Consider the following 15,832-nt stretch of genomic DNA (forward strand, 5'->3'; position numbering starts at 1 on the left):
TATTACTCTTAAATGAGGACAGTGTAAGGCTAGCCCGGTTCAATCCCGGTTCTAGTCCTCATATATCATTTTTCGGGTCATGCCTCCATCAATAACGAGGTTGGTCCCTGTGACAAAGGTATTGCTTGGATCAGACAAATATAGACAAGCACGGGAGATATCCGAAGGAACACCCACACGACCGGATGGATGCTGTTCATGATCCTCCTTTTTCAACTTTTCCACGTCTCCTGTCTCAATCCATCCCGGACTGATACAATTGACCCGAATTTGGTCTTTGCCCAGTGAGACCGCCAGCGCATGTGTCAGAGCTACAATCGCTCCTTTGGATGCGGCATAAGCTTCGGTATCCGGCTCAGACATCAGGGCACGGGTAGAAGCCATGTTGATAATGGCACCACCGTGTTCATTGCTTTTCATATGTTTCGCTGCTTCCCGACTCGCCAAAAAGCAACTTCTCACATTGGTATTGAGCACATCGTCCCATTCTTCCAGCGTGAGTTCATAGGGTGATTTCCATTTGGCAAGTCCTGCATTATTCACAAGTACATCTATTTGTTTAAATTCATCCACGGTCGTACGAAAAAGGTCCGTAATATCCTGCTCGTTGCGGACATCACATTGAACAAAGATGGCTTCTCCGCCTTCATTACGAATGGAAGCTGCGGCTGCCGCCCCCTCTGCTTCCTTATTGTCAGCAAGTACAACTCTGGCTCCGGCGAGCGCATAGGCTTCAGCCACACTCCGTCCGATTCCCTGAGCAGCACCAGTTACAACAACGACCTGATCTGTAAATGACATATCCATTGCCTCCTCTATATTAATGATCCATTGATCCTAATCTCATTATGCCTCTTCTTATATAAATACACGTCAGGGCCAATAAGAAACGCTTGTCCAGTAAATAATCAAAAAAAGCTTACGCCATCCTGGCGCAAGCTGCTCGGTTTAACCACGTAGCCGTTCGGAATACACGCGATTATATCGCTCGAAGCCCACATAACGCGTTCCTTTGAATGAGAGCCGTCCTTCGTCCCCCTCAGCGCACAAACCATACTCCTCGCCATTCACTTTGAATTCGAGCCGATCTCCACTCTCTACTTCAAAGGTGACGTAGTATAACGTCCGTGCTGTACTGCCTGGTTCAGATTGCGACTGGCTCATCTTCATCCGTCTGCCGGTAATTCGTGAAGGCACGGTCAACAGCGGCTCCGAGTTGTTTCGTCCCCACCTCCATACCTCTTTTCCCATCGACAGAAGGACTATACCTATAATCAGAACAAATACAACCGGAAAGACGGTTCCAAACAAATCAAACATCCAGGATGATTCAATGCCCATGTCTCTCCCTCCGTTCATACAACTTAGGACAGCCGGAGTCTTGACCCGTCTCCTGTAATGTATATGCGGACGGACTCGGAACTTGTTAACCCGATGAAATATTTGAGCAATTAATTCTGCACTGGATGTACAACAATATATGAGTTTTGACAAAAAGGTAACCACGAACTCCATAACGTGTTGAGTTCACTTATGCTGATTTTTCGATTGTAATATTCTTCATCACAATTCATCTTGTGATCCAAGGATTCTGCCAAATAAAAATGCGTTTCATCATAACCGACAACGGGAACAAAATGCAAATAACGTTGTTTGGGATGTACTCTGACAAATAAAATAACAGGTACCCCTTGGCTGATCTGCTTCTTCAACGTATTCACATTCCCACGTAAGTACATTGCCCGATATCCTAGCTTCCTGAAAAAAACAACGACCGCTTTGGGAGATACCGTTCCATCCAGTAATTTTCGAGGATAGGTCTCATAGAGCTTGGTTCCATTAGCCTCCAAACCGAAATGTCTCAACACAAACGCACTGGAAAATGCAGCGCATTCATAATTCTTTTGCATATCCAGTCGATTGGAGGATTGAATGTAATATGTACTTGGCACATTGACGGTGTTCATGCGATCTTTCTTGGGAAAACTGAAATAAATAGAGATCACCCAGAGGATAATCAACCAAAGTAATACATTGAGAAACAATCCGTGCCCTCCTTCGCTTCAGTAGGATATCTTTTAGGTGTTCATTCCTCGCACCAGTTTTTTAGAACCCATTCTTTAATCTGTTCAGCTACTTCCTCTGCTGTAAGTTCTGCCGTTTCGATTTTTTGCATTGGCGGTTCGAAAGCAGTTTCCGAATTCTGGAGTAACCAGCTGGCAAAATTTTTGTGGTCTTCAATCAAGTTCTCGTCCCACCCACGAGCTCTTAAACGCGTCTCGCGAGTAACATCGTCACAATGCAAATTCATGTATAAAATTCGATCAAATCGATCTATATAATCGGAGGATGCAATGTTTTCCGGCACCATCGTTCCGCACAAAACGGTCCCTCGTCCACTTAACGATATGCTATACGCAATCCTCAACCAGTTCTCTTTGGCAATCTGCCAATCCACATTATCGATGATATCCATATCAAAGACGTCAAATTCGGGAAGCTGCTTGCGAACAAGCGAAGAGATCGTTGTTTTTCCTGTTCCACTTGCGCCTGTCACTATAAATAAAGGTATTTTGTTCATATAAGTTCCCCCAATAACTAAGTCCGCTTCTAAAGTTTCCTCGCTTTGATCACAAAGGTTACAGGTAACACCTTCGCTCTTTTAAGGAGATTATCGCTATTATCATGTAATTGCATAATATCCTCATCGGATTCCTCGATCATGTGTTCAATGACAAATCCCGCTTTTGCTAACGCATTGACATAGGTTGATAGTTGACGATCAGCCAAGGTTAGTTCACCCTGAACAAAATCAGGAGATACCGCATACCACGATTCATCAGAATATCGCTTATTAAAAACAAATCTATCGTTTTCTTCAACAACACATCTATGAATTGGATGAGACCAGCTGAAAATAAAAATGCCATCTTTCTTTAAATAAGAAGCGATTCGGCTGAAAGTACCTTGAAGATCAGTGGTCCAACCTATGGCATAAATCGAATACACAGCGTCAAAATAATTCGTAGGAATACCACATTCCTCTTCCATGGGTGAACATATCAATGTTGCCGAAATACCGTGTGTCCTCAAGTGTTGTTGTGTCTTTTCTATCTGTTTCTGGGATATATCCATACCCCATAGCTCACCAGCCTGGTGGTCTCCATGATACTGCAAGGATTGACCATCTCCACAGCCCACCTCTAACATCTTTAATTCTGAGACATCACCAAAAAGTTGGTGTTTTTCTTCGGAGATAAATGCTCCATAATGTGGAAGCACGATCGCTCTCAAAAATTCATTCCCTTTTGTATCCCAATAGAAGCTGTTTGTTTCATAGACATCGTGTTTGTTCATCTGATAGCCTCCTCGACCAGCTTGAACGCCCTACATTTCTTACTGCAAGCACTTTAGATTTGGATGGATTGGTTAATAGTGAGTAAACTACATCGACTCGTTTCATTGATTGAACTTCCTTTCCGGAAACATTAAATATTATTCTTGTCACTGAACTCAATGCAAAAAGGTTGCATCTCAGGGTTCAAGCAATACTCTATTCTTTCTCTGAAGTTTTTCCATTCGACTTTTAAAATCGCTTCTTCAATTGGAAAGAAACCAGACTCTAAACTCTCCGATGATGTCATTAATTCCCCACCTATCGGTCTTGCTAGAAATAATGTGTTACAGATTGAATTTTCGATATTCTGAAAAATGCCGCAGAATTTAATGATCTCAATGTCGATTCCGGACTCCTCTTTGGTTTCTCTGATCGCAGCCTGACTTAGAGATTCTCCTTCTTCCACTTGACCACCGGGCATTTCCCATCCTCTTCGTGGTCCTCTAATAAGTAATAATTCATTTTTTTCGTTTATTACGATTGCAGCGGCAGATAAGATATGTTTTGGAGGGCTCATTTATTCGACTCCTTCTTAAGAGATTGGGTATGTATCTGGAGCATGATTTGTTGCCAGACTAAAAGAAGTTATATATCCCGTCTTCAAAATAATTGTATTCTTCATCCGTTATTCTGAACTTTCCATAGCCGTTATAAAATATTTCTCTATCTCTTTCATTATCAAACGCATTAAGCTTCGGTCTAATGGCTAATGCTACATCATATCTTGGATCGCCATATGCCGCTCCTGCCCAGTCAATAACTCCAACAATATTGCAATCATTAACTAACACATTATCTATAGTAAAATCTCCATGAATGAAAGTGTGGTCTATTGGTTTTGGCCTTGCTTCTTTCAACTGTTGAAGTCGTTCTGCTGTGCCGTCTACCGCAAAGTGAGTTAGATTATATTCTGCTTTGTTAAGCATTGTATCTAACCAGAGACTGTCATTATTCAATAATTCAACAGGACAAGAGCATTCATGTATTTTCTTTAAATAAAGCCCAAAGTTAAAAATCGCTTTTTCTTTACTTTGAAGGTCAGGCATCGTAGAGAGAAATTCTCTTAAACTTATTCCGTCAATATAATCCATCAGAAGCCATCTCGATGTCTCCTCAGTATGAAATAGATGTGCCTTTGGAACGGGGAGTCCCGTGTGATAAAGGGATTGAAGCACCTGATATTCATCGGATAACCATTCATTATAGAGATCATTTTCTGTCTTCTTGATGATGTACTTTTGGTCGCACGTATCCAGAAGAGCCACAGTCGAAGTATGACCTTGCCTAGGAAAAATGATTTTCTGAACTTTACCTATATGTTCTTTGATTTCAGTGGGGAGATCCTCTATATTCATGGTTTCATCCTTCCTGCTATTTCGTATATTTTCTGATTCAATGCACGTTGCATACCTTCTAAAAGTACAAATCCCATCCCAGAATAAAAGAAGCAAAGAGGAAAGCAGATACGCCAGACATGATGTACACCGCCTTTTGCTTTTTACTGTAACTTCTCTTCCGCAGTTTGTAGAACATCAAGACAAGGTACGCCACAGCTAGAATCACATAAACCATGTTCAAAATGAGATGTATGCGTAATGAGGAATAGGGGGCAAAGCCTAAGGCGCGCATGAACAATAGGACCGTATTTAAAATCAATGCCAGACTGGCAATATTAATTCCAACATGATACTTATCAAATCCTGTACCGGGTCTTTCCCAGTTTTTTAATTTGTATTGGGATAACCGAATAAAATAGCCAATCATCGCTCTTAAGTTGAGCAGGACGGCTATTGCAAGAGCAATAAAAGATGCTTTGATCAAGTTTATCGTTAAGTTGGACACGGGTAAAAAGTCATTATAAGAAATGGAGGCCTTCTCAACAGTCCCGTTATGCTCAACAACATTTGCAAAATTACTAAGATCAAATGTTGTATACTTCTGCAGACTTAACATCGAATATGCCTTCGTAAAACCGGATACGACCCGTCGTGCAGGCAGATAATATCCCCCACTTTCAGATGTAACCGAATTCGTGTTGAAACTACTTCCAAACACCTTCTGGACAAGTCCAACACTATAAGCCATTTCATTTGACTGGTTTGTCATGACCACGAACCCGAAATTAGACTTCGGATCAAAAACAAATCTACTTGAAAATCCAGCCGTACTTCCAGCGTGTTCCAGTGCAGGCACCCAGTACTCTACTTCAAAGAAGCCATGCGCAATACGAGGAGTGGAAGTTCCATCGTAATATAGACTTGTTGAAAGCATCTCGCCTAACATGTCCTTGTTCGCGAATAATAAATTGCTACGATTCACCGGCATCAAGGCTGCGAGAAATTTAGCCGCATCTTCTGCAGTGCCAATGGCCCCCGCAGCAGGGTACAAACTTATGTATGCTCTGTTCTTAGGGATGAACTTCAGATTCGTAGTGTATCCTTGAATCTCATTTCTCCTTTTCAAGACGTTGAGATTATCATATTGTGACGGGTGAATCGAAGTTTCTTTCATATTCAGCGGTTTAAATATATGTTCATTTACATATTTATAAAAGGGTTGTCCGCTTTGCACTTCAACGATGTAAGCAGCCATAGCCGTACCATAGTTGGAATAAGCAACGACACTCCCAGGTTTATCAATCTGCCTTGGCTCAAATTTTTGTAAAGCTTCACCTAATTCCACAATATCACTCTCGGATGAATACCATAAATCGATCAATCTATCCTCCCACCCTGCGTTATGATGCATAAGGTTCATTAGGGTGATGGGAGCATCGTATTCAAGCTTCTTAAGAAATCCTTCCGACAAATATTCCTGAATATCGGTATCCAAATCAAGCTTACCCTTCTCGACAAGTTGCATAACACTCGTCCAGACTAACAGTTTAGAGGTTGAACCCCATTCAAATACAGTAGAGGTGTCTGCCTTTCTCTGTTGCTCAAGATCTGCGTACCCGTAGGCCTTATTCACAATCGTCTCACCGTTCTTGATAGCTACAACCGAAACAGCAGCGGTTTTCTTTTGATTCGTGGCCACATATGAATCTATCGTTTCCTCTAGCGAAGACAACGCAATTCTAGAGGGGGTTGTATCCATACTACCAATTTCGGCTTGCACTGGCACCGCACATGTCATAATGATAAATAGTAGTGACAAAATACAAGCGATCACTCTAATAAGACCGTGATGTCTTCGATTAATTTCCATTAGCTACTCCCCTTATCGCTCTCCTATAGTTTTCGTGTTTTTAAGACAAAGGTTATAGGGAGCATCTTTACTCTATTGGCAAACTCATTTTGTAATTACATCAACTCAGCATCAGATTCTTCAATGAACTGTTCAATGGAAAATCCTGCTTATGCCATTGCATTCACTTAGGTTGATAGTTTACCGCCCGATAAAGGTGGCTTAAATCAATTCCACATTTTGAGTAAATCACCTTAATTATTTCTATAATAACCCATGCTGCACGATTTGCGAAGTACATTTAGAAGCGCATACATTTCATGGTCAGGCGCAGGATGCCTGTGTGGTTACTTATGGATCCAGCATCATAATTTATTTAAAAAAAATAAGAAACCCTGCCAACTTTTATTGTCAGCAGGGTTTCTTGTCAATTTTAAGCCTCCACAGCTTCGGGTCTTTTCACTTGAAGAGGCGGGGGAATAAGCCACCCTTTTTCTTTACTCATTTGGAGAATACGAAGGCCTAAAGCCGTTTTAGTAACGTGATATTTCGCGAATAAGGCTCCGATATCTTCTCTAATGGATTGGCCCATAACTTGACTGCAGGCGACCAATCCCATAGAAGTATCAGAAGCTATACTTGCTGCTATCTCAGGATCTGTGATCCTTGCACCAACAGGAATGTCTTCCAGTTTTACTGGAGGTCTTTCTGGTAAAACTGGCGTTGTAGCAATTCCGTTATCAATGAGAAGAGTATCACACTCTTTAATCTCAAGTTTAGCTTGGTCAATCAGTGCCTCCAATATTTTTTTCAAATCTTTATCACCTGCATGATTATAAAATGCTTGGTAAAAGGAAAGAGCCCCCTTCGCGACCGTTGAACATTGCCATACGCTGAAGATTTCACCGTAATGCATAGGTTCATTTTTTGGATTACCACTTAATATTCCCATCAAAACAGCTCCTTCAAATTTGATTTACCACCAGAAGTATAGTTCCATGTTCATGAGATACATATTCATAAGTAAAAAAATACCGATGGTATAATGGATTCATTTTTTTCACAGCGACATGCATGTAAGATGCGCTAGTTTTGTCCTTTAATAGTTTGTTAACCGTCAGTGGAGAGTACGGAAGTCGGATAATTTTAAACTTCTGGGTATACTACAGCAAGTTAATTTAACAACGTTAAGGAGGATGAGCTAATGAAAGAAGAAATGAACTACGGGACAGATTACAAGTTTATCCCTGTAACTTCAGTGAGAAATGGTGTGGGGACTGAAATACGACCTGATTTATTTTGCTACACGACCCAAATTGTAAATATCTGTTTAGTGGGTAACCTGAAATCTGATGAGTTCGTTTTAGTAGATGCTGGAATGCCAAAGTCAGCAAATGAAATAATTTCTGTCATTGAGGAACGTTTTGGTACAAATAGTCGCCCCAAGGCAGTAATCTTGACCCATGGACACTTTGATCATGTCGGAGGGGTAATCGAACTTGTCGAACACTGGGGAATTCCCGTTTATGCACATCCGTTGGAGATCCCCTTCCTCACAGGGTTAAAAAACTACCCGGAACCAGACCCTACGGTTGAAGGTGGTTTGGTTGCGAAGATGTCCCCCACTTTTCCCAATGAACCAATAAATCTTGGAAGTCATGTACAAACGTTACCACCGAACGGAACTGTACCCCATATGCCAGGATTTAAATGGATTCATACCCCAGGACATTCCCCTGGTCATGTTTCGTTGTTTAGGGAAAGTGACGGAGCGTTAATCGCAGGAGACGCCTTCGCTACTGTAAAACAAGAGTATATGTATAAAGTATTTAGTCAGGAATTGGAGATCAGTGGTCCCCCTCGCTATTTAACAACAGATTGGGGAGCTGCAAAGCAATCTGTTGTTAAACTTGAGAGTTTAAAGCCATCCGTTGCTGTAACTGGCCATGGACTACCGATGTCTGGTGAATTACTGACAACAAACCTGAGAAAACTGGTTGATGAATTTGACCGCATTGCCGTACCGGATTATGGAAAGTACGTAAACTAATAAAAAAAGCCCCCGGTTGGGGGCAAAACGTTGATATAACAGCCTTTTTTTGATCAGTCTTGATTACTAAGCGTACATCAGATCCATAAACCCGCGAGTTACTTCTCCACCTTCAGCTGGTTCAGGCTGGTCTGCCTGTGCGTGTTCTGCCATGCAAGCCTTCACCGCTTCCTCTGTTGTACAACGATTGGCATCGTCACATGTGTAGCATAATTGAAGCATATATCTGGTTAATTCGTCCGCCTGCGTGAATTGAGTCTGACCGTTGGTTCTCATCTTCATCACTCCTTCTCTTGTTGAGTTAAATATATCACCTTCAGGTGTTTTTATTTGTGATTTTTTTCACAAACTAAATAAAAAAGAAAAGGAACCTTCAGGTTCCTCCCCGATCTACTCTCTATTCACATTAAGAACACACTACTTTTAAAGCACTTTCCAGTGTTCACCGCCGTCCACTGTTTGCAGTAACAACGACCTTTTGGCATCCGTATTTTCAACCAATATCCATCCTAGCTTGGAGGTAACCATCTGAATCTTCACAATCTCTGGATAGTCTTCGAAAATTTTCTCCAGTACACTGCTTGCGGGCAGAGCGTTCCATGTCTTGCCTGAATCCTTGGTGTGGTAGGTTATGCCCTTTTGCATCGCCCAACCCTCTAATCCGTTCAGAAATACCGGTGAAAGGTTACGATTCGCACCCGTTTGTTTATTCAAAGTAAAATTAGACACCTTCCAGCTCTTTCCGCCATCTGTGGTGAAAAAACCATTAAATGTCGTGCTCTCGCCTTGAGCGCAGGACATGGACATCCAAGCTGACTGTGCTTCACGTCCAAAGAATTGTGGTGGGCTAATACTGAAATTACCACACCCATTGAATTTGTTCCGATCAAAGAAAGATGGTCCTGCATCCCAGTTCTCTCCGCCGTCTGAGGTCACATACAACTTCGGTGTACCGAACTCAATCGCTGTCAGGAAACCATGCTTCGGATCCGAGAAAGTCATGCCTGTGGTGTATCCACGTCTGGAAATCTCTTCTGCTTCCTGTTTACCATCTTCATCACTGGATGACATCCGATTCCAGGTGATTCCACCGTCCTTGGTGAAGTACAGTTTCTTGTCCTGTTTACCAATAGCGGTATCTACCGTGGTAAGAATCCAGCCTTTTTCAGGAGATACAAATGAGATCGCAGTCACTTTATCCGTCTTGGACAGAGAAGAGAGACTCCAGGTTACGCCCCCATTGTTGGTGCGAAGCACCATGGTATCTGTCCCACCCATGCCTTCACGAACAATCCAACCATGTGTACGATCTACAAAATAAATGCTTTGTCCATATTTAGGGTTAGCCGGGAATTGTACATTTTCCGAGGGTGATATGTTCGTCCAGGTCTTTCCCTGATCCTGAGTGTAGTAAAGGCGCAATGCATTCCGCGTCACACCCCACGCCAATCCCCCATTATCATTGAGCAACTGAAAATCGGTTAAACGGGTCTGTATTTGGTACTTGGCCATATCTGCAGATTCTGTACTGTTCACAGGGGGTACAACCGTTAATGTCTGTCCTGTATTCCCGGCGTCCTCCTGTTGCTGCGGAGGTTCTGCTTCCGGAGGTTGATCCGAGTCGGTGCATGCAGCCAATAAGGCTGCTATACCTATAGACAGTAATACTGTCTGCGCGATTTTGATCCATTGCGAACGCAAGTGGGTTCCACCTCTCTCATCCAATATACAGGCGCGCATGCCTGTCCTATGGCATTTTATTTACGATTCATCAGAATCCACTGCTCCTATTCTACCACAAACCTTGCGTAAAAGGCTCATTGGCCGCTCTTGGCCGGCTCGTCCCCTTTTTTCAGTTGATTTTCTGGGCTGTATGTCGCACATCTAGTACCATTATTTTCATCCTAATTTGTTTTTCGACGGAATAATTGGTAAAAAGACATGAAATGTGAACTATTTTATAGACAACACTCGCTTTATATTCTGTAATCCCTTAATATGGATGGGAGTATAACCCAAAAGGAGAGGATATGAACATGACAAACAGTGCAGCATTGAAACCAAGTCGTGTCGTGATTGTAGGCATGGGTGCGGTGGGAACAACAACGGGATACACGCTCATGTTGAGACAGCGTTCGTCCGAGTTGGTATTTGTGGATGTGAATCATGATAAGGCAACCGGCGAAATGCTGGATATGAACCACGGTCTTCCGTTTACGGGTGGCGTGAAAGTATGGGCTGGCGATTATTCCGACTGCAAAGATGCAGATATCATTATAATTACAGCAGGTGCTTCCCAGAAACCAGGCGAGACCCGGATTGATCTGCTGAAGAAAAATGCAAGCATTTTCAAAGATATTATTGAGCGTATTACAGAAGTGAACTCTCATGGTATTTTGTTAATCGCAACGAATCCTGTAGATATTTTGTCCTATACTTCCTGGAAACAAAGCGGATGGCCTGCTTCCCGTGTCATCGGTTCAGGTACATTGCTCGATAGCGCACGTTTCCGTTACCTGATTGGTAAAAATAAAGGGATCGACCCACGTAGTATTCACGCCCACATTATTGGTGAGCATGGCGATTCCGAAGTACCCGTATGGAGCCTGGCTAACGTTGCAGGAACAGATCTGGAACTGGATGAAGAGACACAGCAAGATATCTTCGACCGCACCAAAAATGCAGCGTATGAGATTATTAATGCCAAAGGCGCAACTTCCTATGCAATCGCCCTTGCTCTGGACCGCATTGTAGCTGCAATTCTCGGTAACGAGGGCTCCGTTTTGAACGTGTCCACATTGCTTGAAGATTACAATGGCGTATCTGATGTCTATCTGGGCGTTCCATGCGTTGTGGATCGCAACGGTGTACGCGAGATTCTGCCGCTTCCGTTGAATGAAACTGAGAAAGTGGCTTTCCAGGCATCTGCTAACAAATTAAAAGAACAAATTGCTGGCCTGGAGTAATCCAGCCATAGCATACGCAATCTTTTATGTTATAAACGATTCAGCACATTAAGCGTTAGGAATTAAAATACGCGTTACATGCCAAAGGACCATTTGTTTCTTCCAGAGAGACATTCAAATGGTTCTTTGGTTTGAATTTTATTATCAACATGACTATTTGATTTTTAGTTTACATAATAATAATTACGTAATCATATCTCATCCTCCAGATAAAAACAAAAAAAGCCTGTCGCTGGGACAGACTTCTCTTCAGATTAAAAAAGTACTTTTCACTTCTTAATATATCGGAAGCTTAACGTCCAGTAGAGCCATAGCCTCTTCTTTCTCCCTGCTGGTGACATGTGTATAGACAGTTGTCGTTTGAATCGATGCGTGACCGAGCAGCTCTTGCACCGTACGTAGGTCGGCTCCACGCCGCAACATCATGGTCGCGAAAGAGTGACGCAACTTATGACTGGAGTAGTTCTGACGTTGATTGGCTGGTGATTCCTGCTGGAAGCGTTCAAAGGTTTCCGTAGATATCAGCTGGATGCTGCGAATCGACAGTCTCTTGCCTTTTTGCGAGACAAACAGGGCTTCCTCTTTTGGACGCCAAGGTTCCAGACGCTCAGCCATCGCTTGAGACAGTACGTTTGCCACAGTCTCCGGTACAGGAAGGGTACGCCATTTACGGCCTTTACCAAATACATCCAATGTACGCCGCTCCGCATTATAGTCTTTGCAATCTAAAGCATGTACTTCTCCAACCCGCAATCCCATATATCCCATCAGCAGAAAAACAGCCAGATTACGTGTGCGATACTTGCCATCTACCGACTCCAGGAAACGCGTCAAACCACTTTCATCAAGGAAAACGGGCGCACGATTTTTCTCGGTTTTGGACTTTTTGATTCCAAAAGCCGGGTTATTCGTTAACAATTCGAGTTCAATGAGGGACTTGTAAAAACAGTTCACCGCCGCATGTTTGCGATTTCTCGTGGCATCACTAACCCCACGCTCCCGGGCACGGGATAGAAAAGACAGCACATGCAGCTTTTTGACCTGCTCCAGTGACTTCCCCTGAATGGAGACCAGAAATTCTACCACGTCACCCGTGTATGATTTTACCGTATATCCTGTGTATCCGGCGTCCTTCATCCATATGTGAAAAGCTTCTAGCTCGTCCGCATATTGCTCCTGGATCTCCTCAGTTATCATCTGTCTACGTCACCTCAATTCATTTTAAAATTGGTTAAGCTGAACACAAACCCTATGCTTCATCCACAATGACAACGTCCACCAGCGGAATAATCACTTCGGGTTCGCCCTGACTACGGGTAAGTACAAACGATGGCAAGGGATTCTCATGTAAACCCTTCACCGATTCACAGATCTGAGTATATAGATCCATATGCAACGTCTCGCCTTCGCCTGCAACATCGATGACAGGCCAATCGTTCTGAACACAGGCAGGCCAGTAAGCCAGTTCATTCGCCGGCACAATACTTAATTGCTGAATGGAGGGATCGATACGGTAGATTCCTTGCCGTTCAGGTTCATCACCCAGCTTGTCCACTGCAAGCATTCGAGCGGATGGCTGGTCTGGTGCAGAATAGAGCGAATAACACCATGGCGTCACGCCCCATGCCATCGCGATCAGACCTTCTTCCAGCAACGTATCCGACAGTTCCCCTTCCGCAAATTTTTCGATCAGATTATGGTTGCCAGGTCCGATCAGTTCTTCGACACGTTTAGCAAGTCTAGGCAGATCAGCGAGAATAAATCCTCCTCTGCCGTAGGAATCAAACACATGATGGTTTCTGCTCCACACAGCTTGAGATGGTGAACTCAAGGACACTGCTTCTGCCGGGAAAAGCGATATAAATACGGTAATCACCTGGGCGTACTTAACCATTGCCATCTGCTCAGGTTCGAGCACGCCTTCAGCAATACGAGGTGTTTTCATATGTAGGGAGATTCGAAGTTCGTATTCCCCTTCTGTAAATGCTGACCATCCCAGATTAACAGGCTGTTCTACGCCTTCAATAGAAGCAATGGAGATCGTGCTGTCCGGTTTCAGATTAACAGCATATTGCACATATGCTAGCTCCTGACCATAGATGATATTGGCATCCTGACGATGGACGGGTGAATCCAACGGTTGTGCTATAACAGATACCTTGCGGCCATCTTTCAGAAGACGCTGCGGATCAATATCCAACTGCAAGGTTTGTGTAACCTCGGATTGTGTAACAAGCAATTGTGCATCTGCAAGTACGGCTGAATCAGCCAGGGCGAAGCCAAAAGCTGCATTTTGATGATCTGAATTCGTATGTAATGGTGTGTTCATGATACATCCCCTCTCTTCTCTCTGATGGCATGTCACATCCCCAAATATATTTCATATTTCACTTAGCTGCAACCCTGTCCCCTTGATTAAGTTCGTCATGCCTCTTATTACTTACCCATATATGAAGAAAAATCCAACCTTCTCCGGCTGTTATCTCCCTTTGTCCTGCTATAAAAAAAATCCTCATTTCGTTTCGCCTAAGCGATTGAAATGAGGAAAATAAAAGATATTTCTCGGTTTAAGATTTCTTGGCTTGTCTACTTATCCTTCGATCTGAAAGCACTGGAGATTCGGCGTGCCGGATTCAGATGGCTGTGATGACGTCCATACGCAAAGTAGATGATCAATCCGATGATTAACCAAGCAAAGAACGTAATCCATGTCAGAGCCGCAAGGCGTGTCATCAAATATACACAACCCAAGGCACTCAGAATTGGAATCAGCGGCACCAGCGGAACGCGGAAGCCGCGTTTGAGATCCGGGTTATTTTTACGCAACACGATAATGCCCAGACTTACGACAGCAAAAGCAAACAACGTTCCGATGTTCGTGAGCTCTGCCAAGTGTCCCAGTGAGATGAACCCGGAGAACATAGCCACGATAATGCCTGCAACCCATGTTCCTACCGCTGGTGTCTGACTCTTGCCACTAACCTTGGAGAAAACCGGCGACAGCAGTCCGTCCCTTGACATGGAGTAGAGCAGACGTGTCTGACCATACATCATGACCAGCAGTACCGTTGTAATACCCGTAATCGCTCCAAGGGACACAATCCAGGACAAGCCCTTCAATTGCACAAATTCAAATGCGAACGCAACCGGATCACTTACATTCAACATGTTATACGGCACAATGCCTGTGAGGATCAACGATACAACGATGTAGAGAACCGTACATATCGCCAATGACGCAATAATGCCAATGGGCAGATCCCGTTGTGGTCGCTTTACCTCTTCTGCCGCTGTGGAAACCGCATCAAATCCAATGTAAGCAAAGAATACGGTTGCTGCTCCCGCAGTTACGCCTGAGATACCAAAAGGCAAGAAGGGTTGCCAGTTTGTCGGCTCTACATAGAAGACACCTACACCAATGAAGATCAGCACCACAATAATTTTAATCGCTACCATGATCCCGTTCGCACGAGCCGCCTCCTTCACCCCTCGGGTTAGCAGGAAGGTGATAATTAACGTAATGACTGCAGCCGTGATGTCAAAATAAGTTCCCTTTTCCGGGCTGAATGCACTCGTGAGCGCATGGGGTAACTCCAATCCGAAACCGGATAATAACGTTTGAAAGTAACCTGACCATCCGCTGGCTACCGCTGCACTCGCGAATCCATACTCCAATATCAGATCCCATCCCAGAATCCAGGCAATCACTTCACCAAAAGCCGTATAGCTATACGTGTACGCACTACCCGACGCCGGTATGCTTGAGGCAAATTCCGAGTAACACAATGCAGCGAATGCACATATGATACCTGCCAGCAAAAACGACAGTACAAGACCAGGACCTGCATATGTTGCGGCAGCTACTCCGGTCAACACAAAAATCCCGGTACCAATAATGGCACCCACCCCAAGTGTGGTTAAGTCCAACGGACCGAGCGCTCGTTTCAATGCACTGCTGTTATCGCCCTCCGAGGCAATTGGTTTTTTACGAAATAATGAAGATCGATGTTCGTTCTCACGCATAGTCATGTTCCTCTCGTCATGAATCTTAAATGTGCTATGGATGTAGCAGAGATTGGATGGCTTCCCATCTGTTCTATGAAAAAGTCATTTGTTCTATCTTATCGATCACCTATAAAAACCTATTGAATTCTACACGTTATCGCGTTGCTTGGTTAAATTTATTTTTAATGATCTCTTATTTTGTTCCTTTTTCGCGAAAATTATCATGAA

The 15,832-nt window shown here is 43.5% G+C and carries 16 protein-coding genes; 2 read left to right on the forward strand and 14 right to left on the reverse strand.

All coding sequences use genetic code 11. The annotated features are described in order from the left end of the window. Positions 1-51: 51 nt before the first annotated feature. The 9 genes from ACTHPG_RS11650 to ACTHPG_RS11690 all read right to left on the reverse strand — a co-directional run bounded on the left by ACTHPG_RS11650 (position 52) and on the right by ACTHPG_RS11690 (position 7,535). Complete coding sequence (locus tag ACTHPG_RS11650) at positions 52-801, reverse strand: SDR family NAD(P)-dependent oxidoreductase (RefSeq protein WP_440389490.1); 750 nt, start codon at positions 799-801, stop codon at positions 52-54. Between the two features lie 147 nt (positions 802-948). Beyond that, positions 949-1,341 carry a DUF2500 domain-containing protein gene (locus ACTHPG_RS11655; protein WP_440389492.1) on the reverse strand — a complete coding sequence of 131 codons (393 nt, stop codon included), beginning with the start codon at positions 1,339-1,341 and terminating at the stop codon, positions 949-951. 110 nt (positions 1,342-1,451) lie between these two features. Beyond that, positions 1,452-2,045, reverse strand: a complete 594-nt coding sequence (locus tag ACTHPG_RS11660) for a C39 family peptidase (RefSeq protein ID WP_440389493.1) — start codon at positions 2,043-2,045, stop codon at positions 1,452-1,454. Between the two features lie 41 nt (positions 2,046-2,086). Next, the gene (locus ACTHPG_RS11665) at positions 2,087-2,581 is read right to left on the reverse strand and encodes an AAA family ATPase (protein WP_440389494.1); all 495 of its coding nucleotides are present in this window, start codon (positions 2,579-2,581) and stop codon (positions 2,087-2,089) included. Positions 2,582-2,610: 29 nt separating this feature from the next. Beyond that, positions 2,611-3,357 carry a class I SAM-dependent methyltransferase gene (locus ACTHPG_RS11670; RefSeq protein WP_440389495.1) on the reverse strand — a complete coding sequence of 249 codons (747 nt, stop codon included), beginning with the start codon at positions 3,355-3,357 and terminating at the stop codon, positions 2,611-2,613. A gap of 131 nt (positions 3,358-3,488) precedes the next feature. Continuing rightward, positions 3,489-3,914 (reverse strand): NUDIX hydrolase, encoded by a 426-nt coding sequence (locus ACTHPG_RS11675; protein WP_440389496.1) that lies wholly within the window; start codon positions 3,912-3,914, stop codon positions 3,489-3,491. Positions 3,915-3,972: 58 nt separating this feature from the next. Continuing rightward, positions 3,973-4,752, reverse strand: a complete 780-nt coding sequence (locus ACTHPG_RS11680; protein WP_440389498.1) for a phosphotransferase family protein — start codon at positions 4,750-4,752, stop codon at positions 3,973-3,975. Between the two features lie 58 nt (positions 4,753-4,810). Further along, a complete protein-coding gene (locus tag ACTHPG_RS11685) occupies positions 4,811-6,604 on the reverse strand; it encodes a serine hydrolase domain-containing protein (RefSeq protein ID WP_440389499.1) in 1,794 nt (597 codons plus the stop codon). Positions 6,605-7,016: 412 nt separating this feature from the next. Further along, complete coding sequence (locus ACTHPG_RS11690; RefSeq protein WP_440389500.1) at positions 7,017-7,535, reverse strand: DUF3231 family protein; 519 nt, start codon at positions 7,533-7,535, stop codon at positions 7,017-7,019. Positions 7,536-7,787: 252 nt separating this feature from the next. On the opposite strand from ACTHPG_RS11690, the gene ACTHPG_RS11695 reads away from it, so the two are divergent. Beyond that, a complete protein-coding gene (locus ACTHPG_RS11695; RefSeq protein WP_440389502.1) occupies positions 7,788-8,633 on the forward strand; it encodes an MBL fold metallo-hydrolase in 846 nt (281 codons plus the stop codon). Between the two features lie 66 nt (positions 8,634-8,699). Here ACTHPG_RS11695 and ACTHPG_RS11700 read toward each other — a convergent pair whose 3' ends face one another. Both ACTHPG_RS11700 and ACTHPG_RS11705 read right to left on the reverse strand, forming a co-directional pair. Continuing rightward, on the reverse strand, positions 8,700-8,909 hold the full coding sequence (locus ACTHPG_RS11700) for a hypothetical protein (RefSeq protein WP_091029464.1): 210 nt from the start codon (positions 8,907-8,909) through the stop codon (positions 8,700-8,702). 147 nt (positions 8,910-9,056) lie between these two features. Then, entirely contained in the window at positions 9,057-10,334 is a 1,278-nt protein-coding gene (locus ACTHPG_RS11705) for a YCF48-related protein (protein ID WP_440389503.1), read from the reverse strand. 335 nt (positions 10,335-10,669) lie between these two features. On the opposite strand from ACTHPG_RS11705, the gene ACTHPG_RS11710 reads away from it, so the two are divergent. Next, positions 10,670-11,599 (forward strand): L-lactate dehydrogenase, encoded by a 930-nt coding sequence (locus tag ACTHPG_RS11710; RefSeq protein WP_091029459.1) that lies wholly within the window; start codon positions 10,670-10,672, stop codon positions 11,597-11,599. A 276-nt stretch (positions 11,600-11,875) separates the two neighbouring features. Here the strand turns inward: ACTHPG_RS11710 and ACTHPG_RS11715 are convergent, their stop codons facing one another. The 3 genes from ACTHPG_RS11715 to ACTHPG_RS11725 all read right to left on the reverse strand — a co-directional run bounded on the left by ACTHPG_RS11715 (position 11,876) and on the right by ACTHPG_RS11725 (position 15,622). Further along, positions 11,876-12,796 (reverse strand): tyrosine-type recombinase/integrase, encoded by a 921-nt coding sequence (locus tag ACTHPG_RS11715; RefSeq protein WP_440389505.1) that lies wholly within the window; start codon positions 12,794-12,796, stop codon positions 11,876-11,878. Between the two features lie 52 nt (positions 12,797-12,848). Next, a complete protein-coding gene (locus ACTHPG_RS11720) occupies positions 12,849-13,928 on the reverse strand; it encodes a hypothetical protein (RefSeq protein WP_440389506.1) in 1,080 nt (359 codons plus the stop codon). A 257-nt stretch (positions 13,929-14,185) separates the two neighbouring features. Then, entirely contained in the window at positions 14,186-15,622 is a 1,437-nt protein-coding gene (locus tag ACTHPG_RS11725) for an amino acid permease (RefSeq protein WP_440389507.1), read from the reverse strand. Positions 15,623-15,832: the final 210 nt, after the last annotated feature.

The organism is Paenibacillus sp. SAF-068, assembly GCF_051967555.1.
Classification (GTDB): domain Bacteria; phylum Bacillota; class Bacilli; order Paenibacillales; family Paenibacillaceae; genus Paenibacillus.

Coding starts and splice junctions, on each gene's coding strand:
- ACTHPG_RS11665 (WP_440389494.1), bottom strand. CDS start 2,581: ATGAACAAAATACCTTTATTTATAGTGACAGGCGCAAGTGGAACAGGA.
- ACTHPG_RS11720 (WP_440389506.1), bottom strand. CDS start 13,928: ATGAACACACCATTACATACGAATTCAGATCATCAAAATGCAGCTTTT.
- ACTHPG_RS11680 (WP_440389498.1), bottom strand. CDS start 4,752: ATGAATATAGAGGATCTCCCCACTGAAATCAAAGAACATATAGGTAAA.
- ACTHPG_RS11710 (WP_091029459.1), top strand. CDS start 10,670: ATGACAAACAGTGCAGCATTGAAACCAAGTCGTGTCGTGATTGTAGGC.
- ACTHPG_RS11695 (WP_440389502.1), top strand. CDS start 7,788: ATGAAAGAAGAAATGAACTACGGGACAGATTACAAGTTTATCCCTGTA.
- ACTHPG_RS11670 (WP_440389495.1), bottom strand. CDS start 3,357: ATGAACAAACACGATGTCTATGAAACAAACAGCTTCTATTGGGATACA.
- ACTHPG_RS11650 (WP_440389490.1), bottom strand. CDS start 801: ATGTCATTTACAGATCAGGTCGTTGTTGTAACTGGTGCTGCTCAGGGA.
- ACTHPG_RS11715 (WP_440389505.1), bottom strand. CDS start 12,796: ATGATAACTGAGGAGATCCAGGAGCAATATGCGGACGAGCTAGAAGCT.
- ACTHPG_RS11690 (WP_440389500.1), bottom strand. CDS start 7,535: ATGGGAATATTAAGTGGTAATCCAAAAAATGAACCTATGCATTACGGT.
- ACTHPG_RS11655 (WP_440389492.1), bottom strand. CDS start 1,341: ATGGGCATTGAATCATCCTGGATGTTTGATTTGTTTGGAACCGTCTTT.
- ACTHPG_RS11725 (WP_440389507.1), bottom strand. CDS start 15,622: ATGCGTGAGAACGAACATCGATCTTCATTATTTCGTAAAAAACCAATT.
- ACTHPG_RS11700 (WP_091029464.1), bottom strand. CDS start 8,909: ATGAGAACCAACGGTCAGACTCAATTCACGCAGGCGGACGAATTAACC.
- ACTHPG_RS11685 (WP_440389499.1), bottom strand. CDS start 6,604: ATGGAAATTAATCGAAGACATCACGGTCTTATTAGAGTGATCGCTTGT.
- ACTHPG_RS11675 (WP_440389496.1), bottom strand. CDS start 3,914: ATGAGCCCTCCAAAACATATCTTATCTGCCGCTGCAATCGTAATAAAC.